22 protein-coding genes are annotated in these 23,376 nt (G+C 31.8%); 13 read left to right on the plus strand and 9 right to left on the minus strand.

The features are described from left to right. Positions 1-14 precede the first annotated feature (14 nt). Entirely contained in the window at positions 15-407 is a 393-nt protein-coding gene (locus BXU10_RS20785) for a hypothetical protein (protein ID WP_031457271.1), read from the plus strand. A 110-nt stretch (positions 408-517) separates the two neighbouring features. Here the strand turns inward: BXU10_RS20785 and BXU10_RS20790 are convergent, their stop codons facing one another. Then, a complete protein-coding gene (locus BXU10_RS20790) occupies positions 518-1,246 on the minus strand; it encodes a biotin--[acetyl-CoA-carboxylase] ligase (RefSeq protein WP_078229412.1) in 729 nt (242 codons plus the stop codon). Between the two features lie 91 nt (positions 1,247-1,337). On the opposite strand from BXU10_RS20790, the gene rsfS reads away from it, so the two are divergent. The 7 genes from rsfS (at position 1,338) to BXU10_RS20825 (ending at position 6,949) form a co-directional block, all read left to right on the plus strand. Then, entirely contained in the window at positions 1,338-1,709 is a 372-nt protein-coding gene (gene rsfS, locus BXU10_RS20795) for a ribosome silencing factor (protein WP_007809313.1), read from the plus strand. A 15-nt stretch (positions 1,710-1,724) separates the two neighbouring features. Beyond that, complete coding sequence (gene ftsH / locus BXU10_RS20800) at positions 1,725-3,650, plus strand: ATP-dependent zinc metalloprotease FtsH (RefSeq protein WP_078229413.1); 1,926 nt, start codon at positions 1,725-1,727, stop codon at positions 3,648-3,650. 113 nt (positions 3,651-3,763) lie between these two features. Beyond that, complete coding sequence (locus BXU10_RS20805; RefSeq protein WP_078229414.1) at positions 3,764-4,369, plus strand: lactate utilization protein B/C; 606 nt, start codon at positions 3,764-3,766, stop codon at positions 4,367-4,369. 1 nt (position 4,370) lies between these two features. Next, the gene (locus tag BXU10_RS20810; protein WP_078229415.1) at positions 4,371-5,249 is read left to right on the plus strand and encodes a phosphatidate cytidylyltransferase; all 879 of its coding nucleotides are present in this window, start codon (positions 4,371-4,373) and stop codon (positions 5,247-5,249) included. Next, on the plus strand, positions 5,239-5,892 hold the full coding sequence (locus BXU10_RS20815) for a phosphatidylserine decarboxylase family protein (RefSeq protein ID WP_078229416.1): 654 nt from the start codon (positions 5,239-5,241) through the stop codon (positions 5,890-5,892). Before BXU10_RS20810 ends, BXU10_RS20815 begins: the two co-directional genes overlap by 11 nt. Beyond that, positions 5,893-6,162, plus strand: coding sequence for an acyl-CoA-binding protein (locus BXU10_RS20820; protein ID WP_031457264.1), 270 nt, complete (start codon positions 5,893-5,895; stop codon positions 6,160-6,162). A 7-nt stretch (positions 6,163-6,169) separates the two neighbouring features. After that, a complete protein-coding gene (locus BXU10_RS20825; RefSeq protein WP_078229417.1) occupies positions 6,170-6,949 on the plus strand; it encodes a superoxide dismutase in 780 nt (259 codons plus the stop codon). Positions 6,950-7,030: 81 nt separating this feature from the next. Here BXU10_RS20825 and glmM read toward each other — a convergent pair whose 3' ends face one another. Next, positions 7,031-8,419 (minus strand): phosphoglucosamine mutase, encoded by a 1,389-nt coding sequence (gene glmM / locus BXU10_RS20830; protein WP_078229418.1) that lies wholly within the window; start codon positions 8,417-8,419, stop codon positions 7,031-7,033. A 206-nt stretch (positions 8,420-8,625) separates the two neighbouring features. Between glmM and BXU10_RS20835 the strand changes: the two genes are divergently transcribed. From BXU10_RS20835 to uvrA, 5 genes are all read left to right on the plus strand, one after another. Next, positions 8,626-9,210: an ACP phosphodiesterase gene (locus BXU10_RS20835; RefSeq protein WP_078229419.1), complete on the plus strand. Its 585-nt coding sequence runs from the start codon at positions 8,626-8,628 to the stop codon at positions 9,208-9,210. Positions 9,211-9,230: 20 nt separating this feature from the next. Beyond that, on the plus strand, positions 9,231-10,913 hold the full coding sequence (ggt, locus tag BXU10_RS20840; RefSeq protein ID WP_078229420.1) for a gamma-glutamyltransferase: 1,683 nt from the start codon (positions 9,231-9,233) through the stop codon (positions 10,911-10,913). Between the two features lie 89 nt (positions 10,914-11,002). Then, entirely contained in the window at positions 11,003-12,787 is a 1,785-nt protein-coding gene (locus BXU10_RS20845) for a chloride channel protein (RefSeq protein WP_078229421.1), read from the plus strand. Between the two features lie 61 nt (positions 12,788-12,848). Further along, positions 12,849-13,802 carry a Fic family protein gene (locus tag BXU10_RS20850; RefSeq protein ID WP_078229422.1) on the plus strand — a complete coding sequence of 318 codons (954 nt, stop codon included), beginning with the start codon at positions 12,849-12,851 and terminating at the stop codon, positions 13,800-13,802. Positions 13,803-13,903: 101 nt separating this feature from the next. Further along, a complete protein-coding gene (gene uvrA / locus BXU10_RS20855; protein WP_078229423.1) occupies positions 13,904-16,735 on the plus strand; it encodes an excinuclease ABC subunit UvrA in 2,832 nt (943 codons plus the stop codon). A 77-nt stretch (positions 16,736-16,812) separates the two neighbouring features. Here uvrA and BXU10_RS25815 read toward each other — a convergent pair whose 3' ends face one another. From BXU10_RS25815 to BXU10_RS20890, 7 genes are all read right to left on the minus strand, one after another. After that, a complete protein-coding gene (locus BXU10_RS25815) occupies positions 16,813-17,196 on the minus strand; it encodes a TonB-dependent receptor domain-containing protein (protein WP_078229424.1) in 384 nt (127 codons plus the stop codon). Between the two features lie 92 nt (positions 17,197-17,288). Beyond that, positions 17,289-17,738: a hypothetical protein gene (locus BXU10_RS20865; protein ID WP_078229425.1), complete on the minus strand. Its 450-nt coding sequence runs from the start codon at positions 17,736-17,738 to the stop codon at positions 17,289-17,291. Between the two features lie 373 nt (positions 17,739-18,111). Further along, entirely contained in the window at positions 18,112-19,032 is a 921-nt protein-coding gene (locus tag BXU10_RS20870) for a hypothetical protein (protein ID WP_078229426.1), read from the minus strand. A gap of 195 nt (positions 19,033-19,227) precedes the next feature. Beyond that, positions 19,228-20,244 (minus strand): STM3941 family protein, encoded by a 1,017-nt coding sequence (locus BXU10_RS20875; RefSeq protein WP_078229427.1) that lies wholly within the window; start codon positions 20,242-20,244, stop codon positions 19,228-19,230. A 304-nt stretch (positions 20,245-20,548) separates the two neighbouring features. Continuing rightward, positions 20,549-21,049 carry a hypothetical protein gene (locus BXU10_RS20880; RefSeq protein WP_078229428.1) on the minus strand — a complete coding sequence of 167 codons (501 nt, stop codon included), beginning with the start codon at positions 21,047-21,049 and terminating at the stop codon, positions 20,549-20,551. Between the two features lie 2 nt (positions 21,050-21,051). After that, entirely contained in the window at positions 21,052-21,912 is an 861-nt protein-coding gene (locus BXU10_RS20885; protein WP_078229429.1) for a WG repeat-containing protein, read from the minus strand. Positions 21,913-22,005: 93 nt separating this feature from the next. Continuing rightward, positions 22,006-23,292 carry a retropepsin-like aspartic protease gene (locus BXU10_RS20890; RefSeq protein ID WP_078229430.1) on the minus strand — a complete coding sequence of 429 codons (1,287 nt, stop codon included), beginning with the start codon at positions 23,290-23,292 and terminating at the stop codon, positions 22,006-22,008. Between the last annotated feature and the right edge of the window lie 84 nt (positions 23,293-23,376).

A 23,376-nucleotide genomic window follows, 5' to 3' on the forward strand; every position in this document is an offset into this window, starting at 1 on the left:
TTAAATAAAAATATATGAACTTAGAAAGTCCAAAAGTTAATGTACAGAAATCAGCTCAGGAATTATTTGATTTGCTGTCTGATGTAAAGAATTTTGAAAAATTAATGCCGGATAATATTGCTAAATTTGAAGTAATTGGCGAAGACGCTTTTATTTTTGGACTAAAAGGAATGCCGGAGATAAAACTTAAAATGAAAGAAAAAGTGGCACCAAACAAAATTGTTTTAGGGGCTGCAAGCGATAAACTTCCTTTTACTTTAGTTTCAAATATTGATAGTATTTCTGATTCAGAAAGTGCTGTTCAGTTATTTTTTGAAGGAGAATTTAATGCTATGATGGCAATGATGATTAAAGGACCTATAAGTAAGTTTATTGAAACTTTAGCAAATAATATGACTAAATTATGAATTATTAGGCTATTCTGTAATATTATAAAATTAAAAAGCCTGATTGTAAATCAGGCTTTTGCTATAAAAAAACTACCTAAAAAAGGGTATGCTTTATATGATTACTTTCTCTAATAAAGCATCTGTATTTCCTTAATATCAAATTCTGAAACCGAATCATCTTCAAGTAAAACCTGTAACTTACCAACAGATGAAACTCCCTGAATAATTCCCATGAAGTTTTGATTTTGAAGGTTTTTAAAAGGCATCGGAACACCTTTTCTGAATAACGTATTGTAATATTTTTTCCAAAAATCAGTGGATTTTGTTTGCCAGGATTCTATCTTTTGCTGGATTTTTTCAACAATTAGTTCCGGCAAAACATCTTTATCGTATGATTTTCCAGAAATAACTGCCATGGATGAAGCGTTTGGTAAAAATTCAAAATTTACCTGATTAACATTTAAACCTAATCCAACTACTGACACGATTCTGCCATCACTTTTGATTGTATTTTCGATAAGTATGCCACCTATTTTCTTGTTGTATGACATAATGTCGTTAGGCCATTTTATACTTAAATCAGGAATATCAAGTTCTTTTAACGTTTTAATTACAGCTAATGAAACTATAATACTTATATTAAAAACCTGTTCGTTGTCATACAAAAAATCCTTTACCAAAACACTCATAATTAAGTTTTTACCTGATTCCGACTCCCATTTAGAGCCCATCTGCCCCTTTCCTTTTGTCTGATTTTCAGCTGTTACCACTGTAAAATTATCCAGTTCGTCGTGGCTTGATAATGCCTTAAGAAAGTCATTCGTAGAATCTATGGCATCGAGTTTGATTAGTTTCATCTAAATAATTTAATAACTTAATTTAATATTTTGTTAAGGTTCAAAAATAATCACAAATTTTGGTAACTTTACAAATTCATATAAATAATTCATGGCGAAAAAGACTATTAATAATGATGTTCTGTTGGCGAACATAATCAAAGGGATTGAAGAAGTAAAAGGAAATGATATCGATATTCTTGACTTAAGGGAAATAGATACGGCAGTTTGTGACTATTTTGTAATTTGCAACGGAAGTTCAAACACTCAGGTTAATGCCATAGTAAACTCAATCCAAAAAACAGTATCTAAAGATTTAAAAGATAAACCCTGGCATGTAGAAGGAACCGATAATGCCGAATGGGTTCTTATGGATTATGTACATATCGTAGTACATGTTTTCCAGAAGCATATTCGCGAATATTACAACATCGAAAGCCTTTGGGGTGACGCCAAAATAACTACAATCGAAAATAAATACTAAAAGAAACTTTCTCTAATGGCTAAAGATAATAATCCAAATCCGAGTAAATTTAAAATAAGTCCCTGGTTAATATACACCGCAATACTTCTGGTTTTTTTATTTATAAGTTTTGCAACAGGAGGTTCTAATATAAGCGAACCAGCTCAATTAAAATCGTCTGATATTGATAATATGCTGTCTAAAGGGCAAATTAAAAATGTTATCATTTTCAATAATAAAGATGCTGAAATTTATCTTTCTGATGCGGCATTAAAAGATCCTGCAAATAAAAAAGTAGCCAAAGATATGTTTAACAGACCTAATAAAGGTCCTCACTACACTACGAAATTTGGTGATCTGAAATCTTTTCAGGAGAAACTTGATAAAGCTAAATCAGAAAAAAAATTAGTTGACTATGATTTTAAAGAGGCAAGCAACTGGAGTGACATCTTAGTTAGCTTACTTCCTATCATTATCATCATTGGTGTTTGGATTTTTATTATGCGTAAAATGTCAGGCGGAGCTAGTGGTGGTGGTGGACAAATTTTCAACATAGGAAAATCGAAAGCTAAACTGTTTGACGAAAAAACAGACATCAAAACAACATTTAAAGATGTTGCCGGTTTAGAAGGGGCAAAAGAAGAAATTCAGGAAATTGTAGAATTTCTTAAAAACCCTGAAAAATACACTAATCTTGGAGGCAAGATTCCAAAAGGAGCTTTACTTGTAGGACCTCCGGGAACTGGTAAAACATTGCTTGCAAAAGCTGTTGCTGGTGAAGCTCAGGTACCATTTTTCTCATTATCAGGTTCTGATTTTGTGGAAATGTTCGTTGGAGTTGGTGCTTCACGTGTTCGTGACTTATTCAAACAAGCAAAGGAAAAATCTCCTGCTATCATTTTTATTGACGAAATTGATGCTGTTGGTAGAGCAAGAGGAAAAAGTAATATGTCTGGAGGAAATGACGAAAGAGAAAATACATTGAACCAATTACTAACAGAAATGGATGGTTTTGGAACAAACTCTAACGTAATCGTTTTGGCAGCAACCAATAGAGCAGACGTATTAGACAAAGCATTAATGCGTGCAGGTCGCTTTGACAGACAAATTTTTGTTGACTTACCAGACATCCGCGAAAGAGCTGAAATTTTTCAGGTACACTTAAAACCTATAAAAAAAGTTGAAGGTCTTGATCTAGATTTCTTAGCCAAACAAACTCCAGGATTCTCAGGTGCTGACATTGCAAATGTTTGTAACGAAGCAGCCTTAATTGCTGCCCGTAATAACAAAGCAGCAGTAGACAGACAAGATTTCTTAGATGCTGTCGACAGAATCATAGGCGGTCTTGAAAAGAAAAATAAAATTATTACTCCTGAAGAAAAAAGAGCAATTGCAATTCATGAAGCAGGTCACGCTACTGTTAGCTGGATGTTAGAACACGCTGCTCCATTAATCAAAGTAACTATCGTTCCTCGTGGACAAAGTTTAGGAGCTGCATGGTACTTACCTGAAGAAAGACAAATCGTTAGAACTGACCAAATGTTAGACGAAATGTGTGCTACCATGGGAGGAAGAGCGGCTGAAAAAGTAACTTTTGACAGAATTTCTACCGGAGCATTAAGCGATTTAGAAAAAGTTACACGTCAGGCGCGTGCTATGGTAACAATTTATGGTTTGAATGACAAAATTGGTAACGTTACTTATTACGATTCAACCGGACAGAGTGAATACAACTTCTCTAAACCATATTCTGATGAAACTGCAAAAATTATTGATGCTGAAATTTCAGAATTAATTGAAGGGCAATACCAAAGAGCTATTCAAATTTTAGAGGATAACAAAGATAAGCTAAACCAACTTGCAGATATATTGATTGAAAAAGAAGTGATTTTTAAGGATGACTTAGAAACTATTTTTGGAAAACGTACTTTTGATAAAAATTTAGGCGAAGTAGTTTCATAAATTTCAACGAAATATTTAATATTTTTCAAAATCTTAATTCAAAAACCTCTTTTGAATTAAGATTTTTTTATCTTTGAACGTTTTCAATTAACATGTAAAGTATTTCATATAAAATGAGTTTTTTCAAAAAAATATTTGGCTCTTCCAATGCTGCATCTGATGAAGAAAATGAGAGTGAGTATGGAAACAACCCAACTCCAAACAGTCATTTATCAATAGATGAACAATTTATTTTTAATTTTAAAAAAAATGGCGGGAAATTTTTATATTGTGAAAACAAACAAGAAATTGAAGAGCAACTTGAAAATATATTAGAAGAAAATGACTGGTTTGAAAGTGAAGCTTTATGTTATGAACCAAGTCTCTTTCATTTGTTGGAAGAAAATAAACTACTTTATATTTCACCTAAAAATCCAAAATTCTTACTGGCTTCTTGTGAAAACCTTATTGCTGATGAAGGTTCGATTTTATTTTCATCAAAACAAATTAGACAAAACAAACCAAATGAGCTTCCGGCAAATATTGTTATTATAGCAACTACCAGCCAAATCCTGCCCATGAAAAGCGATGGCTTAAGTGCTATTAAAAGAAAATACGAAAGAGATTATCCTACTAATATTACCACAATAAAATATTTCGAAAAAGCAAAAGAGGAAGATTTTACACAATACGGGAGTGTTGCCAAAAATTTATACTTATTGCTCTTAGAAGATCTTTAAGATGAATGAAACACTCAAGAGAACCATTTCTGGTGCTGTTTATATCGCTTTATTACTAACTTCAATTCTGTTTTCTACCGAAAGCTTTATTATTCTTTTTGGCATTTTTTTAATTATTGCTATTTACGAATTTTGCAATTTAGTTAACCTTGGTAAAGTGTTTTCAATTATTTTTGGAATTTTATTATACACAGTTATTATATTGGTTAGTCATTATAACAAACAGACTACTGCATTTTTTAATGACACATTAAATTTAAATACCAATATTCAGCAATTAGATTTAATACTTCTTGCTGTAACTATTGTTATATCAATTAAATGCATTTTATTTTTATTTTATGATAGTGTACAAAAAATAAGTATTTCTTCAAAATATTTATACTTGTTGGGATATATTACGCTTCCTTTTGTATTCATCGTTAAAATTTCTTTTGGTGCTAATGATTATAACCCCAAAATTATTATAGGTTTATTTATTCTAATCTGGACCAATGACACATTTGCCTATTTAGTTGGAAAATCTATTGGGAAACACAAACTTTTTGAACGTATTTCTCCTAAAAAGACCATAGAAGGATTTCTTGGAGGAACTCTTTTTGCATCTTTTGCAGGTTTTTTAATTTCAAAATTTTATATTCAGCCCAATCCAGAATTCAGTAATAAATCTATTTTAATCTGGATGATTATTGCCTTAATTGTTAGTATCTTTGGTACAACAGGAGATTTGATTGAATCAAAATTTAAAAGAATTGCAGGCGTAAAAGACAGTGGAGCAATAATGCCCGGGCACGGAGGTGTTCTAGATCGATTAGATAGTGTTATATTTGTAGCACCAGTTATATTTTTATTTTATCAAATTTTATATTATGTTTCATAAAGAAGGTGGCCCATCCATTTTATTAGGTACTGTTTTCGCAGTTGCCGTACTTTTAATTGCTGACAAATTCATTGATATTACATGGCTAAGAATGCTTGTACAAATTGCTGGTGTGATAGTTTTGATTATTATCTTGCAGTTTTTTAGAAATCCTAAAAGAATTGCAATTAGAAATAGTGATCACATTCTTGCTCCGGTAGACGGAAAAGTTGTGGTTATTGAAGAAGTTTATGAAGGTGAGTTTTTTAAAGATAAACGTCTACAGGTTTCTATTTTTATGTCACCTATCAACGTACACGTTACACGTTATGCAATGGATGGTATCATAAAATTCAGTAAGTATCATCCTGGAAAGTTTTTAGTTGCCTGGCATCCAAAAGCAAGCGAAGAGAACGAAAGAACCACTGTTGTAATTGAAAACGACACATTTGGACAAATACTTTACCGGCAAATTGCCGGTGCATTGGCACGCAGAATTGTAAATTATGCTAAGGAAGGAACTCAGGTTATACAGGGAACAGATGCAGGCTTTATTAAATTTGGTTCAAGAGTAGATTTATTTTTACCTTTAGGCACACCAATTAACGTAGTATTGAACCAGAAAGCTATTGGAGGTAAAACTATTATAGCTACAAAAGCTTAAATGACTAAAAAAGATTTAGATACCCGTTTTTCTGAGGCTGTAGAAATCGCTATGAAAATGACTCAAGCCTCCCTGCCTCAAGATGTGCAGTTAAGACTATATGCCTTTTATAAACAGGCTACATTTGGAACTGCTATTTACAATCAAACTGAAAATTTTGATTTGCGAGATGCATTCAAAACAAATGCATGGATGCAAATTAGTCATATTTCAATTGAAGAAGCAAAAGAGAATTATATTGACATAATCAATTCGCTAACATCAAAATAATTAAATTATGAAGAAAAACATAATCTGTTTTACTTTCACAGCTTCATTACTGATGTTATTTTCCTGTAATGACAATAAGCTAACCGAAGTTGTTGAAGTTCCTTTACCAACAAAGGAAGAAAAAATTACAATTGGAACCCCTGCAGATGTAAAAGCTGATGAAGGTTCTTTTGCTTTGACAAAATTACCTTTTGGCTATGATGCCTTGGCCCCTGCTATACGATCATTAACTTTAGAAACTCATTATTCCAAACATTATTTAACGTATACCAATAATTTAAATAAAGAAATTGCCTCTACCGAATTTGAAAATGCTTCCATTGAAGATATTCTGAAAAAAATGGATATGAACAATGCAAAACTTCGTCAAAATGCAGGCGGTTATTACAATCATACTCTTTATTTTGATATTTTAACACCAAAAGAGCAAACTCCCAAAGATACTTTGGCAGGTTCAATTAATAAAGAATTTGGATCTTTTAACAACCTTACAACTCAATTTAAACATGAGGCTACTAAACAATTCGGTTCAGGATGGGTTTGGCTGGTTGTTGATAAGGCCGGAAAATTACAAATTACAACTACAGAAAATCAGGATAATCCTTTAATGAGGAATGCGTTGATACCAGGGACCCCAATTTTAGGGATAGACTTATGGGAACATTCGTATTATCTGGATTATCAGAACAGAAAAGGAAGTTATATCGATGCTTTTTACAAATTAATCAATTGGGAAAAAGTAAACGAAAATTACAAAACCGCTCTGAGCAAGGTTAAAAAATATTAAAAAAATTCAATTTTAAAATAAAAAAAAAGTTTGATGATTATCTCATCAAACTTTTTTGTTTTATACAAGTAATATTAATTTTTAAATACCAGCAATTGCTTTTATTTCATCTATAATTCGAAGTGCTAAAACATCTGCTTTTTCCTGAGAAGGGGCTTCTGTATATATACGAATAATAGGTTCTGTATTTGATTTTCTTAAATGAACCCATTCTGTTGCGAAATCAATTTTCACACCGTCAATCGTTGAAATATCTTCGTTTTTATATTTATCAGTCATAGCTACTAAAATTGCATCGACATCAATTTGTGGTGTCAGTTCAATTTTATTTTTGCTCATATAATATTCCGGATATGAAGCACGCAATGCAGAAACTGACATATTTTTATTTGCCAAATGTGTTAAAAATAAAGCTACTCCAACCAAACTGTCTCTTCCATAATGTGATTCCGGATAAATAATTCCACCATTTCCTTCTCCGCCAATAATAGCATTATTTTTCTTCATCAATTCTACAACATTCACCTCACCTACTGCACTAGCTTCATAATTTCCATTATGCCCAACGGTTACATCTCTTAACGCACGAGAGGATGACATATTTGAAACCGTATTTCCAGGAGTTTTACTTAAAACATAATCTGCACAAGCTACTAAAGTATATTCTTCTCCAAACATTTCCCCGTCTTCACTAATAAAAGCTAATCGATCAACGTCGGGGTCTACTACAATTCCTAAATGAGCATTTTCTTTTACAACTAATTCAGAGATATCGGTCAAATGTTCTTTTAATGGTTCCGGATTATGAGGGAAATGTCCGTTTGGTTCGCAATATAATTTTACGACTTCAACCCCCATTAATTCTAATAGTTTTGGAATAATGATTCCTCCGGAGGAATTTACCCCATCAACAACAACTTTAAATTTAGCAGCTTTAACAACTTCAACATCCACCAATGGCAAATTCAGTACTTCATCAATATGAATATCCATGTAAGCATCATTTATTGTAATTTCACCTAAACTATCCACATCAGAAAAATCGAAAGCTTCAGCATCTGCAATTTCAAGGATTTTTGCACCTTCAGCACCACTTAAAAACTCTCCTTTTTCATTTAATAATTTCAATGCGTTCCATTGTTTTGGGTTATGAGAAGCTGTTAGGATAATTCCACCATCAGCCTTTTCTAATGGCACAGCAATTTCTACAGTTGGCGTTGTAGAAAGTCCAAGATCAATTACATCAATTCCTAATCCTATCAATGTATTTACCACCAGATTATGAATCATTGGACCGGAAATTCTGGCATCACGACCAATTACCACCGTTAATTTTTCTTTTGGACTATTATTTTTCAGAAAGGTTCCGTAAGCCGATGCAAATTTCACAGCATCCACAGGAGTAAGGTTATCTCCTACCTTTCCACCGATTGTTCCTCTTATTCCTGAAATCGATTTTATTAAAGTCATTTTTTTGAGTTATAGTTATTTATTACAAATATAAAAAAGTTGCTGAGTTACTGAGATGTTCAAACACTAAGATTTTAAAATAATCGTTAAATATTTATAGATAAACAGCTAGCTTTTTTAACAAAAATGTTTTAAAAAGTTTTTAATACATTTACAATAGCAATTTTTAGCATGTTACAGCACCAGAATCTTAATATATTCAAACGATGAACTTCCTTGCACATATATACCTTTCAGGTGAAAATGATCTAATCAAAATTGGTAATTTTATGGCTGATGGTATACGCGGAAAACAATTTGAGCATTTTCCCGATGATGTACAAAAAGGAATTATTTTACATCGTTTTATAGACACATACACTGATTCTCACCATGTTTTCAGGCAAAGTACTAAACGATTACACGAAAAATACCATCATTATGCTGGTGTAATTGTGGATATTGTTTACGATCATTTTTTAGCTAAAAACTGGTCAAAATATTCCGATGAAAAACTAGAAGATTTTATCAATCGTTTTTATAATTCATTACATGATAATTATTCTATTCTTACTGAAAAGACAAAGGGTTTAATGCCCTATATGATTGAAAGAAATTGGCTTTTAAGTTACAGAACAGTCGAAGGAATTCACCAGATTTTAACTCAAATGGACCGGCGATCAAAAAATTTATCAAAAATGCAGTTTGCAAGCGAAGAACTAAACGAATTTTACACTGAATTTGAAAAAGAATTCACTACTTTCTTTGAGGACATTCAAAATCAGGCCAAACAAAAATTACTTTCGTTATAAAAATCAAAAATTTTTACTTTATGAAAAAAATTACATTTTTATGCTATTTCATTTTCTCTATTAGTTTTGCACAAGAAAACGTTAATCAAACTGGATTAGTCGCTTCAAAAGCTATGGTGGTTTCGGCAAGAGAAGAAGCCTCAAAAATAGGCGTTGAAATTATGAAAAAAGGCGGAAATGCTTTTGATGCAATGGTTGGAACTGAATTAGCTCTAGCAGTGTCTTTTCCGTTTGCAGGCAATATTGGTGGTGGAGGTTTCATGGTATACCGAAAAGCGAATGGCGAAGTTGGATCGTTAGATTATCGCGAAAAAGCCCCTTTGGCAGCTTCAAAAGATATGTTTTTAGATAAAGATGGAAATGTCATAAAAGGAAAAAGTACCGAAACTGCTTTGTCAATTGGTATTCCCGGAACAGTAGCCGGAGTTTTTGCTGTTCATAAAAAATACGGTTCAATGCGAATGTCTGAAATTTTAAAACCTGTTATTGCTTTAGCCGAAAGAGGAGTTGTAGTAACTCAAAAACAAGAAAAAAACCTGAACGATTATCGCGATGCCATTGTAAAAGTAAATGGCGAAACCACACTTTTAGCTGCTAATTTTAAAGAAAAAGACACTATTAAATATCCTGCTCTCGCCAATACTTTAAAACGAATTGCAAAGAACGGAAGAAATGAATTTTACAAAGGAGAAACAGCAAAAATTTTAGTTGATTATCTTCAGAAAAATGGCGGAATCATTACGCTTGAAGATTTAGAAAAATATGAAGCTAAATGGAGAAAACCACTTCAATTTACTTATAAAGATTTAAAAATCACATCCATGTCTCCGCCAAGCAGCGGCGGAATCTGTCTGGCACAAATCATGAAGATGATTACTCCTTATGATTTAGCAAAAATGGGACATAATTCGGCAGAAGCTATTCAGGTAATTGTTGAGGCTGAAAGAAGAGCTTACGCAGACAGAAGCCAGTTTTTAGGTGATCCGGATTTTGTAAAAATTCCTGTAAAAGCATTACTTTCTGAAGATTATTTAAAAGATAGAATGTCAACTTTTAATGTCGACAAAGCCAGTTTATCCTCAGAAATAAAAGAAGGAAATGTAACGTATAATGAAAGTACCGAAACTACACATTATTCTATTGTAGATAAATTTGGAAATGCAATTGCGGCGACCACAACCTTAAATGATGGTTATGGATCCAAATATTATTGTGATGAGTTAGGTTTCTTTTTAAACAATGAAATGGATGATTTTAGTGCCAAACCGGGATCTCCAAATATGTTTGGATTAATTGGAAACGAAGCTAATAGTATTGCACCACAAAAACGTATGTTAAGTTCGATGACACCAACAATTGTAGAAAAAGACGGAAAACTTTTTATGGTAGTAGGAACTCCCGGCGGTTCAACAATAATAACATCTGTTTTGCAAACTATTCTAAATGTCTACGAATATAAATTTAGTATGCAGGATGCTGTAAATGCACCTCGTTTTCACCATCAATGGTTACCCGATCTCGTTACTTTTGAGCCCAATACTTTTGATAATAGCACAATTGACACACTTAAGGCAAAAGGATATTTAATCAGCGAAAAAACAACTCCTGTAATTGGTAAAGTTGACGCTATTTTGGTCCTGCCAAACAAAAGTTTGGAAGCAGGAGCAGATTTTCGTGGAGACGATACAGCGGTTGGTTTTTAAATTGAATAGATTTTTAGTAAAAATTATACAAATTTGAATGTTAAAGGCTAAATTTGCAATATCCCCCTAATTTTTTTTTTCAAACCCAAATGCTAAAAAAATATTTCAGAAGACTAGAAAGCATTATTGCTTTGGCGCAATCTTTAATGACACCAAAGCAGTTTATTTTTTTATCAAGCGTTTTAATAGGCATATCTTGTTCATTGGCAGTAATCGTTTTAAAAACTTTTGCCCATAGTGTTTTTTCTTTTGCCAATTATATCACCGGAATTTTAAAATGGAGTTTTATAACCAGTATTTTGCCAATTATTGGTATTGTACTAACCGTGTTCGTTGTAAATAGAATATTAAACGGAAGCATTGAAAAAGGAACTTCTCAAATATTATATGCTGTTGCTAAAAAAGCGAGTATCATTCCTAAGAAACAAATGTATGCTCAAATCGTTACGAGCTCATTAACTGTTGGTTTAGGAGGTTCTGCCGGTCTTGAAAGTCCAATTGTAATTACAGGAGCAGCGTTTGGATCGAATTTCGCACAAAACTATAAATTACCTTATAAAGACAGAACTTTACTTATTGGCTGTGGCGTAGCAGCAGGAATTTCAGCAGCTTTTAACGCTCCTATTGCCGGTGTTCTTTTTGCTATTGAAGTTTTACTGGTTGATGTAAGTATTTCTGCCTTCACTCCTATTATGATTTCTGCGGCTACAGGTGCTTTGGTTTCTGCAATTGTATTAGATGAAACCATCTTATTATCTTTTAAAAAACAAGAAGTTTTTAATTATCATAATATTCCTTTTTATGTGCTTTTAGGCGTATTGACTGGGTTTATGGCGGTTTATTACGCAAGAAATTTTCAAAGAGTCGAACATTATTTTTCAAAATTAAAAATGAATCCTTATAAAAAGGCTTTATTTGGCTCATCGCTTTTGGCATTACTGATTTTTGTTTTCCCTACCCTTTTTGGAGAAGGTTACGAAAGTATCAGGACTTTATCAGAAACTGATCCGGGTAAACTATTAGACAATACTTTGTTTGGAGATTTTAGAAACAACCAATGGATTTTGCTTCTTTTTGTAGGATGCACGATGATGATCAAAGTATTTGCTTCGGGTCTTACAATTGGAAGTGGCGGGAATGGAGGAAATTTTGCACCGTCTTTGTTTTTAGGTTCATATTTAGGTTATTTCTTTTCAAAATTTATTACTCTTATTGGTTTATCAAAACTGCCTATTACTAATTTTACCATGGTTGGAATGGCAGGTATTTTGAGTGGACTGTTTCATGCTCCTCTGACAGCAATTTTTTTAATTGCAGAAATAACAGGTGGTTACAGTTTAATGATTCCACTAATGATTGTCTCATCTATAAGTTTCGCGATTTCGAAACGTTTTGAAAGATATTCCCTTGATGTAAAAAATCTTGCCAAAAAAGGTCACGCTTTTACAAGTAATAAAGACTCTAATATCCTTTCAACTTTAGATATTGAAACGATAATTCAGTGCGATTATTTAACCGTTCACCCTGATGATAACTTAAGTAAGCTGGTTGATCTTATCTCACATTCCAATCAGGTTGTTTTTGCTGTTGTAAATAATGAAAAAGATCTCCTTGGTATTGTACATTTTAATGATATCCGAGAGATTATATTTAACTCTTACAGGGTAAAATACACTCAAATAAAAGATGTAATGAAAACACCTTTTGCTATCATTTATTCGTTTGACAGTATGGAAATTGTAATGAGCAAATTTGAAAAATCCAAATCCGCATTTCTTCCCGTAATACGAAATAATAAATACTACGGCTTTATTTCTAAATCTATAGCACTTGAGGCCTATAGAACAAAACTTCGGTCTATGACAATTGAGTAAGTAGTATCGGATATGCTTATATTTTTTTTTATCCGATATTAAGAAGTACATTTGTTGTGTAATGTGGAATATAGACTTAACATATAGAACTGAATTTCAATCAACATTTGATCGATTGTATCAAAAAAGGCTGGATTTGCAAAATAGCAGGCCACTGCCAAATATTGCCTTAAATAAGATTCGTGAAAGCTTATCCTTAGAATGGACTTACAATTCGAATAGCATAGAAGGAAATACAATGAGTTTAAGGGAAACCCAAATGGTAATTCAGGAAGGAATCACTATAAAAGGTAAATCGCTTCAGGAACATTTTGAAACTCACAATCATGATAAAGCAATTGACTATTTATATTCGATTGTAGATGACAGTTACAAACTTCGAAGCATCGATATTCTTTCCATTCACGGATTAGTTTTGCGCTCTATTGAAGATGATTTCGCAGGACGATTACGTAATGGAGGTGTTCGAATTTCAGGTGCTAATTTTATGCCTCCAAATGCTAATAAAGTTTCAGATTATCTGGATGAATTAATTGATTTTATCAATACAAATCCATTAAACTTAAACGATATTGAACTGGCTACAATTTACCATCACAAATTAGTTTGGATTCATCCTTTCTTTGATGGAAATGGCCGAACTGTTCGTTTGAGTATGAATTTGTTATTAATGCGTTGTGGTTTCCCTCCAGCCATTATTCTTAAAAATGACAGAAAAAAATATTATGAAGCTCTCAATCAAGCTAATAATGGTAATTATCAAAAATTAACGCTTTTGATGTGTCAGGCTTTAGAACGAACTTTGAATATTTATTTGAGTGCAATGCCCGGCAGTGATTATGATTATCAAAAAATCTCTGATATTGTAAGTGAACCAGAAACTCCTTACGGCCAGGAATATGTTAGTTTATTAGCCCGAACCGGAAAAATAGATGCTTATAAAGAAGGTAGAAATTGGTATACAACCAAAGAAGCTATTGAAGAATATATGTCTACCAGAAAAAGAAAACGCTAGCTAAAACTGGCGTTTTTTTGTTACAATTTTTAACATAAACTTCTATACTCTAGCTACAAAAGAACAAATCAAAGTGGTAACTTTGCGTTTTGCTCAAATTTATGCTAGATAAAGACAATACTATTGAAGTTCTTGGTGCAAGAGTTCATAATCTAAAAAATATAGACATTTCAATTCCCAGAGAAAAACTTGTAGTAATTACAGGGCTTTCTGGTTCGGGAAAATCATCTTTGGCATTTGATACTATTTATGCCGAAGGACAACGTCGTTATGTAGAAACTTTTTCGGCGTATGCCAGACAATTCCTTGGTGGTTTAGAGCGCCCTGATGTAGATAAAATTGATGGGCTTTCACCAGTTATTGCTATAGAACAAAAAACAACCAGTAAAAGTCCGCGTTCGACTGTTGGAACTATTACTGAAATATATGATTTTCTTAGACTTTTATATGCGCGAGGTGCTGATGCTTACAGTTACAACACAGGCGAAAAAATGGTTTCTTATTCTGATGAACAAATTAAGGATTTGATTATGCAGGATTTTAGCGGAAAACGTATTAATATTCTCGCCCCAATCATTCGTGCCAGAAAAGGACATTATGCCGAGTTATTCCAGCAAATCACTAAACAAGGCTTTCTAAAAGTTCGTGTAAATGGTGAAATTCAGGATTTGGTATCCGGAATGAAACTAGATCGTTATAAAACCCACGATATTGAAATTGTAGTTGACAGAATGTTGATTGAAAATACTGAGGATAATCAAAAGCGTTTATCTGAAAGTATCAATACAGCCATGCATCACGGTGAAAATGTATTGATGATTTTAGATCAGGACTCTAATGAAGTACGTTATTTCAGTAGGAATTTGATGTGTCCTTCAACAGGAATATCTTATCAAAATCCTGAACCGAATTTATTTTCATTTAACTCGCCTAAAGGTGCTTGCCCGCATTGTAACGGATTAGGAACAGTTCATGAAATCAATATTAAAAAGATTATCCCTAATCCGAAATTATCAATTAAAAGTGGCGGTTTTGCTCCACTTGGTGAATATAAATCGTCCTGGATTTTTAAACAATTAGAAGTTATTGGTGAGAAGTTCGGTTTTAAAATAACTGATCCAATCGAAAAAATTCCGGAAGAAGCCATGACTATGATTTTGCATGGCGGAAAAGATAAATTCATTGTAAACTCAAAAGATTTGGGTGTTACTCGCGATTATAAAATTGATTTTGAAGGAATTTCTCATTTCATCAAAAATCAATATGACGAAAGTGCCTCTACAACGATAAAACGCTGGGCAAAAGATTTCATGGACGAAGTAAACTGCCCTGTTTGTGATGGTTCACGATTAAAAAAAGAGGCTCAGTTTTTTAGAGTAAATGGAAAAAACATCACTGAATTGTGTGATATGGACATATCTGATTTAACGGCCTGGTTTCAGGATTTAAATATTCATTTATCAGACAAACAGCTTTTGATTGCATCTGAAGTGGTAAAAGAAATCAAAGACCGTTTGAATTTTTTGATGAATGTAGGTTTGAATTATCTGGCTTTAAGCCGAAGCTCAAAATCACTTTCTGGCGGAGAAGCACAACGCATTCGTCTGGCAACACAAATTGGTTCGCAATTGGTTGGTGTTTTGTATATTTTGGATGAGCCAAGTATTGGTTTACACCAAAGAGATAATGAAAAGTTGATTAAATCACTGGAGCAATTACGTGATATCGGTAATTCGGTAATTGTGGTAGAACACGATAAAGACATGATCGAAACCGCCGATTATGTAATTGATATTGGTCCGAAAGCAGGAAAATACGGAGGAGAAATTATCAGTATTGGTACACCTGCTGAAACTTTGAAATCGAATACTATTACTGCTCAATATTTGAACGGTACGATGAAACTTGAGATTCCTAAAGAACGAAGAAAAGGAAATGGAAAGTTTTTAAAACTAACCGGAGCAACCGGAAATAATCTTAAAAATGTTTCTATAGAAATACCTTTAGGTCAATTAATTTGTGTAACCGGAGTTTCGGGAAGTGGTAAATCGACTTTAATTAACGAAACCCTCTACCCGATTCTAAATGCTTATTACTTTAACGGTGTAAAAAAACCACAACCTTATAAAAAAATAGAAGGATTAGAATATATCGACAAAGTAATTGATATTGACCAAAGTCCAATTGGAAGAACACCGCGTTCAAATCCGGCGACTTATACTGAAGTTTTTACCGAAATCAGAAATCTGTTTACAATGACTTCAGAAAGTATGATTCGTGGTTATAAAGCCGGACGTTTTAGTTTCAATGTAAAAGGTGGGCGCTGTGAAACCTGTGAAGGCTCAGGCGTACGAACCATCGAAATGAACTTTCTACCGGATGTATATGTAGAATGCGAAACTTGTCAGGGAAAACGTTTTAACAGAGAAACTTTAGAGATTCGGTACAAAGGAAAATCAATTTCGGATGTATTAAATATGACGGTTGACGAAGCAGTTCCGTTTTTTGAAAACATTCCGAAGATTTATCGCAAGGTGAAAACGATTCAGGATGTTGGTTTAGGTTATATTACACTTGGTCAGCAAAGTACAACACTTTCTGGTGGTGAAGCACAACGTATTAAACTAGCCGGAGAATTGTCTAAAAAAGATACCGGAAACACGTTTTATATCTTAGACGAACCTACAACTGGATTGCACTTTGAAGATATTCGTGTTTTAATGGATGTGATTAATAAACTCGTTGACAAAGGAAATACAATTCTGGTAATCGAACATAACATGGATGTCATCAAACTAGCTGATTATATTATCGATATTGGTCCTGAAGGCGGAAAAGGCGGCGGACAATTGGTTGCAAAAGGAACTCCTGAAGAAGTCGCTCAGAACAAAAAAAGCTATACGGCTAAGTTTTTGAAAAAAGAGTTGGTTTAAAATCTATTCAAATAAAAAAACAGTAGCAAATCTGATTTCGCTACTGTTTTTTTTTTATACTAATTATTATTTTAGAATTAAAATTTAAATGTAATACCTGCTAATATGTTTACAGGTTTTTGAGGCATTCCAGTTGCATTCCAATATCTTTCATTTAGGAGATTATTTCCTTTCAAAGAGATTCTGTATTTAGGCTGATCATAAAACAATGCAGCGTTTAACAACGTATAAGAAGGAAGAACAAATGTATTTGATGTTTCAAACCAAGAATCGCTTACGTAATTTCCTCCGACACCTAAACCAAGTCCTTTGCTCTTTCCTTCGGTAATTGTATAACTCGCCCAGATATTTGCTGCATTTTTTGGACTAGCTGTAAGAGACTTTCCTTCTAATGCTATAGAAGCGTTTGTATATTTGTTTTCATTAACTATATTTAAACCGGGAATAGGATTAGCAATAATTTCTACGTCTCACCTTTACTGTTTTGAGTTCGATCCTGAACGTAATAATTTGATAAATCTCTGTAAAAGGAATTTGTTACAACAATCATAATTCATGCTGCATCAAAAATTTCAATTTTTAATATTGATTTTAATTTTTCTGCTATATGCAAACATTCAGTTTTGTTACCATTCTGATAAACTGTAAAATATTGATGTTGATTAAAAAATAAACGGACATTTATAAGTTCAGAATATGTTCTGTTTTGTGGATAATCATCGTCTAATATTCTAGTCTTAATAACTGTGATAAATTTTACTTCTGGATAATTTATCCATTTTCCAATGTGAACTCCAAATATTTTTAAGAATTTTCTATAAGAATTGTTTTCAACTTTAAATTCTAAACCTCTTGATGAGAAAACAAACAATCCAATAAAAATAAAAATAGAACCATAAAATATATAATTTCCAACGATTAAGCCAAACCCAATAGTTAATAATGCGAATGTAAAAATTCTTTGCGTTAAAGTCTTTTCATTTAAATATATTAGTTCGCTCATATTTTATTTGTTGTTAAATTTGGTTGAGCTAAAAATAGAATTATGGTTAAGAATTTTTACAATTTTCTTCATAAACAGATTTTATCAATATTTCCTGTAACCTCCCTATTTCATGAAATTAGGAAAATTTCACCTCCGAACTTTCAATTAAGGACAGGTAAATTATTGTAATACAAATATTTACCTTATTCTTTTTGTCAATTCTTTTGATATTTTATAAGTGACAAATTCTGTTAACTTTATTTTCGGATTTTAAAGCTTTATTATAAGCTGTTTGAAATCATAATCAATTTTGTATATTTTAGAATCAAAATAATGAGAGTCCAAATTAAAATTGGCTTTTCACAAACTTTTAGATTAAGTTCATTCTATATTACAAACCTAAATTAGGCAACACAAAAGACTTAGTATTAGGATGTAACCTTATCCATAACCCCGGATTTGTATTTAATTGTAGTAAAGCTTCCTCTTTATCTGAACTCAGGTCTGTATTAAGCACGTTTGCATAAGTTTGAATTTTAGCAGGAGCAGAATCGGCATCTACTACAGACTGAACAATCTTTTTGGCTTGTAATATCACTGCTGGACCTAATGTGAGAATATATTCAGCAGATCGACATTCTTTTTCATCGCTTTCATTTACAAGGCTTCCACCAGCTTTAAACTTGCTAATGTGATGCTCCAAAATACTTCCGGATATTGGAATTATACCTACGAAATGATGAGGCTGCGCTCCAGAGAAAGGTTTTATATAGGCAAGGTGTGATGCCTGATTCTCTTCCGGACCATGACCAATAAAAAAAATATCCAAACCACCTAAATCTTCCAATTTAGTCAAATATGCTATAAGCGCTAACTCTAAATCTTCTGTATCTGTTCGCATTGGTGTAAAGCTTTTTATTTTTTTGAAAAAGGCATCACCTAAAATACGCTCAAAATCCCTAACAAAGCTAAAACCATTATTCATGCTCAAAGGAGCAAGTGCATCCTGAGTAAAAACATTTAGTCTGGCAAGCAGCTGATCCTGTTCTGTTGATTTTGCTAACGCACCAAGCAAACGGTGTAACTCCTGCGCACCTATCCCACCCAGTAGTGCAATATTAATATCCCCTTCTTTTGATGCTGCAGTGCTGTAAAGTTCATTTAACATTGCCTGGCCAACCTCAGCTTCACTGCTAAGAACTGTGGGTACTATCCCGTAATCAATAAAATTAAATTCCTGATTGTTATTTTTAGACAACCACACATTATTGTTGTCTTCATATCTTGTTAATTGTGAATTATCAATATTCATTATATTACTTATTTATTCTAATTCATTAATTTATGGACTCTTAAATCAATCCTCTTTAGGAACTAAATCTTAGCCCAATTTAAGCGATTTGAGACTAAATTAAACCCTTTTTTCGGATTTGCCAAATCATATATAAATCCAACTTTTCATTAAGGCAATTGCCCAAATCTGTTGCATTAGCTGTTTGTAGCAGTATTAATTCCACTCATTTAATTCAGTATCAAATTCTTTTTGATTATGATTTAAAGTTTCTAATTTCAATTTATATTCATTTCCGTTCTTTTCGTATTCTATTTTGTCAACAATATAATTTTGAATTAGATTTAAATTTAGTTTTTCACGAATATTTTTAATGTCATTTGGATAATTTCCAAATTTGCTTTTATATGTTTCTATTTCGTTGTGTATTTCAATTCCAATTTTGTTAGAAGTAAAATCATAAATTTTAAACACAAGTAATAGTACAACTATATTGATAAAGCCTAAAAAAGTCATTATTCGGGCATATTTATATAAAATTGATTTATTATTTGTTCCTCGATGCCATCTTGCAATTATTGCCGCTATTCCCATTAAAATTATAATAGTCATAAAAGCTTTGAAATTGCTTAATGATGCCAAAACCAAAACAATTAAAATGATGAAATAAACTAAATAATTTTGAAGTTCAAAATTTGGAATAGTTTTTTGGTTTGATGAAAATACTCTAATATGATTTTGTCTTTCGTTTTTTTCTGAATTTATAATTTTATTTAATAATTCGGTAAGTTCAATTTCATCAATTTTTATTTGACTTAAGTTTAAATTTAATTTTTGAGAACCAACAAATTCGTTTAATTTTTCAGCCCACTTATATTGTTTTTTCTTAAACTCAAATGTTTCGCAAACAACTATTGAAATAATTTTTTGATTATGAATATCAATAGGATAGGTTTCAATAATTTGCTCCCATTTTATCTCTCCTTGTTTTAAAGTTCTATCTGAAATTCCATTTTCATTAATTATTATTTGTGGTCTTTTATCAAATAAAACAAAAAATCCTAATGGAATTCCTAAACCAAAAAACGAAACACAAAGCCATCCCATAATATAGTCAAATGTTCCTATTTGTTCTTCCAAAATCATCCAAATACCAATTATAACAAAAGGCAAAGACAATGCTATAAGTCTTGCTCCTTTCCAGCTTGATTTATATAATTTTATTTCAGCCATTTTTTTAGGTGTTTTTTTTAGTTGCCGAAATACTGCTCCAAAAGTTCCGGAACTACAACTGGTTTTATACTAAATCAAGCCCATTCTTCGGATTTACTACCCAAACGATAGCGAGCATACGAAGTAAATCATCCAAATATAAATCATCTTTCAATTAAATCCATTACTCAAATTCATTATTCCAACTGTTAGACATTTGTTTTTTTTAGTATAATTCGTTTTCAAATGGTTCAACGTCCTGGATTTTTGGCAAAGGTCTTATGAGTATTTTCTTTTTTGTATTACTCAAAACCCTGTCCTCTTCTTAACCATAACTTTCTGTTTTCTCAAGTCTTATTCCTGTTGAAAGATTAAAGTCAGTAGTGTAAATTGTTCCGTACCCATCCGATGATATGTAAGAGAAACCAATTAATTCAAAATTTCCGTTCTGAAACCTGAATTTATGTTCAAAGTGTCCTCGTAATAAACCAAAATTCACACTAACTATTCCTTTATTAATTGTAACATCTACAAATCCATCTCCTGTTCGGTATCCATCTCTTCCGTTTGGATATTGCGGTGAGATTATCTTAGTTGAAGCAGCAATTAATTTAAATTGTCTGTTTGGCTGAGCAAAAAATATTTGAAGTTTATATGGGGATTCCTGATTAATAGTATCTTGAGTAACTATTACTTTATCATCTAAATTATCTTTGTTTAAATCTCCAATGACTTTTGTTACCAAAAAAGTAAAAGTATCTTTTTCATTTTTACTTTGTGAAAACGAAGTAACACAAATCAATAATAAAAAAATTAATGTCTTCATTTTTAATCTTTCATTTTTGATATTTTTTCTTTCTTCAAAACCTTTCCATTATTTGTAAAATAATAGCTGTAATTTTCATCCTCAGCGTAAATTTCACTATTATCTATATTTTCCTGGGACATCGTTTTAAAATCTTTTGCTATAATCGGTTTTAGATTAAAATCAACTAAACTATATTTTCCTCCTTTTTTTATACATATTAATTTTTCTGTTATAAATTGTAAATTTTTTTTTGAAAACGGAATAATTATTTTATTGTTTCTGTCTATAACTCCCATTTCATCTGCTTTCTTAACAATTACAAAGAAATTATGTGTTGTTTTGTTTTCTACAAAACTAAATATCTCATCATAGATGAAAGGAACTATAATTTTGTTTTCATAATTTATTACAGCCGTTTTATTGTTTTTTTTAGCAATAAATATTTCTTGATTTTGAATGTCTAATTCATCATATTCAATTGGAATTACTATTTCTTTTTTTTCATTAACAACTCCGTACAAATTATTTTTTTGAACCACTATAATACCATTTGATACATCAATTGAACTGTAATTTTCTTCAAAATTGACAACAAATTTGCCTTTGCTGTTAAGGAGTCCATATTTTTCAGTTCCAGGTATATGATTTTCATTTTTATATCCATTCTCGCTAATTTCGTGTTCTGCAATGGAAACCATATAATAGCCGTCAATGTTATAAGATGCTGAGCAAAACTGACCTTTTACTACATTTGTTCCGTCTTCAAGAAAATAGCCAAGTCCTCCAGCTATTCTGTCCTTTTTAGGAAACAGTTCCGGGTCATTTTGAGCACTTGCCAAATATTGAAAAATTAAAAAGAAAAGTATTAATTGTAATTTCATTGGTTTGTATAAAATAAAAGTAGAAATTTAATTTATGATGATATTTAGACATTTCTTGCTACATTGCTAGCAACCGTTTTGTACATTCATTATTTATTTAAAGTCTATATTCATATTTTTAAAACTGATAATCAACGTATTAAACTTTAAAAAAACATCTTGTCCTAAATTCCCGTCAAAGTATTTATTAAAATCGTACTCTTCCAACGTAACAGGAATTTTATCTAAACTTGTTTTATGTTGTCCAATTTGAATTGGGAAGTTTGAAAGCATATATTCTTTAACTTCTACCTTGCCGCCAGCACCACCCCTTTGATTTGTTTGCATAATTCCTTTTTTTTCAACATCCAATTTATGATCCTTATAGTATTTAAAGGATAATTCTGTATTCTTGGCACCAGTGTCAAATGTGAATAATAAAGTGTCACTTTTAGAGAAAAGCCTAACTACTGGATTTAACCCTTCAAAAAACATATTTTGTTCAGTTTTTTTTGAAGCAACTCCCGGAATAAATATCTTACCGTCTTTATGTAAGTAAACTTCGCCCAATTGGTTAATTACCGGAAAACCAATTATTCCTTTTATGGCATAATTTATTTGAGGAAATGTTAATTGGCTATCAGGCATAACAATAAACAACACATTTTCAAAAAGTATATCTCCTACATACAGACTGTCAGCTAATGCCAATTTAGACTGAACATCTTTCTGAGTTGATGAACCAATATCTACAATTTGTTCAAACAATTTAAGCTTCATTTTCTTTGCCTGGCTTTCAGATATTGTACTCAAATTTGCTCCAGTGTCAAAAATAAAATCTTCGTTGACAGTATCTACCTTTACCGGTATCATAAGGTGATTGAATTTGTTTCTATACGATTTTAAAGTTACATCTTTGGCTTTGTGCATTTTCTGCTGATTTACATCCGAAAATGTCCCAAACAAATTTTTTGTGTTTTTATAATTTTCTAAATCAGCACTGTCCAAAACCTTTTTATAAGTAGTCAAAATATCGTTGTAAATTTTCGTTGCCTTTTTGTATTCATATAAAAACAGGTAATTGGATGCCTGAACATCAAGTAACTTAACGGTTAAGCTGTCGTTTAAAGCTTGTTTGTGTTTGTTTAAAAGAATTTCAATTTCATGATTGGATTTTTCCCATTGTCCAAATGCTTTATTTATGAATACATTATAGTACAAAATCCGGTCATCACTCAACTCATTCAAATTTTTGAATAGTTCATCTTGTAATTGAAAATAATTTTTCTGTTCAAGCAAGAAATTTAATTTGTCTTCAACAATCTTGTTAGTTGTTTTTTTTGTACAACTAACAAATGTTGCAATAAGGGTTAAAATAACGAGAATTTGATTTTTTTTCATAATATCTTTAATTGTGAATTTCGTTATAAAATGCTACTACGTTTTAATGTAATGTGTTTGCTTTTTCCTTAATTTAAAAACAGA

Source organism: Flavobacterium sp. LM4, assembly GCF_002017935.1.
Lineage (GTDB): Bacteria > Bacteroidota > Bacteroidia > Flavobacteriales > Flavobacteriaceae > Flavobacterium > Flavobacterium chungangense.

Coding starts and splice junctions, on each gene's coding strand:
- BXU10_RS20785 (WP_031457271.1), top strand. CDS start 15: ATGAACTTAGAAAGTCCAAAAGTTAATGTACAGAAATCAGCTCAGGAA.
- BXU10_RS20790 (WP_078229412.1), bottom strand. CDS start 1,246: ATGAAACTAATCAAACTCGATGCCATAGATTCTACGAATGACTTTCTT.
- rsfS (WP_007809313.1), top strand. CDS start 1,338: ATGGCGAAAAAGACTATTAATAATGATGTTCTGTTGGCGAACATAATC.
- ftsH (WP_078229413.1), top strand. CDS start 1,725: ATGGCTAAAGATAATAATCCAAATCCGAGTAAATTTAAAATAAGTCCC.
- BXU10_RS20805 (WP_078229414.1), top strand. CDS start 3,764: ATGAGTTTTTTCAAAAAAATATTTGGCTCTTCCAATGCTGCATCTGAT.
- BXU10_RS20810 (WP_078229415.1), top strand. CDS start 4,371: ATGAATGAAACACTCAAGAGAACCATTTCTGGTGCTGTTTATATCGCT.
- BXU10_RS20815 (WP_078229416.1), top strand. CDS start 5,239: ATGTTTCATAAAGAAGGTGGCCCATCCATTTTATTAGGTACTGTTTTC.
- BXU10_RS20820 (WP_031457264.1), top strand. CDS start 5,893: ATGACTAAAAAAGATTTAGATACCCGTTTTTCTGAGGCTGTAGAAATC.
- BXU10_RS20825 (WP_078229417.1), top strand. CDS start 6,170: ATGAAGAAAAACATAATCTGTTTTACTTTCACAGCTTCATTACTGATG.
- glmM (WP_078229418.1), bottom strand. CDS start 8,419: ATGACTTTAATAAAATCGATTTCAGGAATAAGAGGAACAATCGGTGGA.
- BXU10_RS20835 (WP_078229419.1), top strand. CDS start 8,626: ATGAACTTCCTTGCACATATATACCTTTCAGGTGAAAATGATCTAATC.
- ggt (WP_078229420.1), top strand. CDS start 9,231: ATGAAAAAAATTACATTTTTATGCTATTTCATTTTCTCTATTAGTTTT.
- BXU10_RS20845 (WP_078229421.1), top strand. CDS start 11,003: ATGCTAAAAAAATATTTCAGAAGACTAGAAAGCATTATTGCTTTGGCG.
- BXU10_RS20850 (WP_078229422.1), top strand. CDS start 12,849: ATGTGGAATATAGACTTAACATATAGAACTGAATTTCAATCAACATTT.
- uvrA (WP_078229423.1), top strand. CDS start 13,904: ATGCTAGATAAAGACAATACTATTGAAGTTCTTGGTGCAAGAGTTCAT.
- BXU10_RS20865 (WP_078229425.1), bottom strand. CDS start 17,738: ATGAGCGAACTAATATATTTAAATGAAAAGACTTTAACGCAAAGAATT.
- BXU10_RS20870 (WP_078229426.1), bottom strand. CDS start 19,032: ATGAATATTGATAATTCACAATTAACAAGATATGAAGACAACAATAAT.
- BXU10_RS20875 (WP_078229427.1), bottom strand. CDS start 20,244: ATGGCTGAAATAAAATTATATAAATCAAGCTGGAAAGGAGCAAGACTT.
- BXU10_RS20880 (WP_078229428.1), bottom strand. CDS start 21,049: ATGAAGACATTAATTTTTTTATTATTGATTTGTGTTACTTCGTTTTCA.
- BXU10_RS20885 (WP_078229429.1), bottom strand. CDS start 21,912: ATGAAATTACAATTAATACTTTTCTTTTTAATTTTTCAATATTTGGCA.
- BXU10_RS20890 (WP_078229430.1), bottom strand. CDS start 23,292: ATGAAAAAAAATCAAATTCTCGTTATTTTAACCCTTATTGCAACATTT.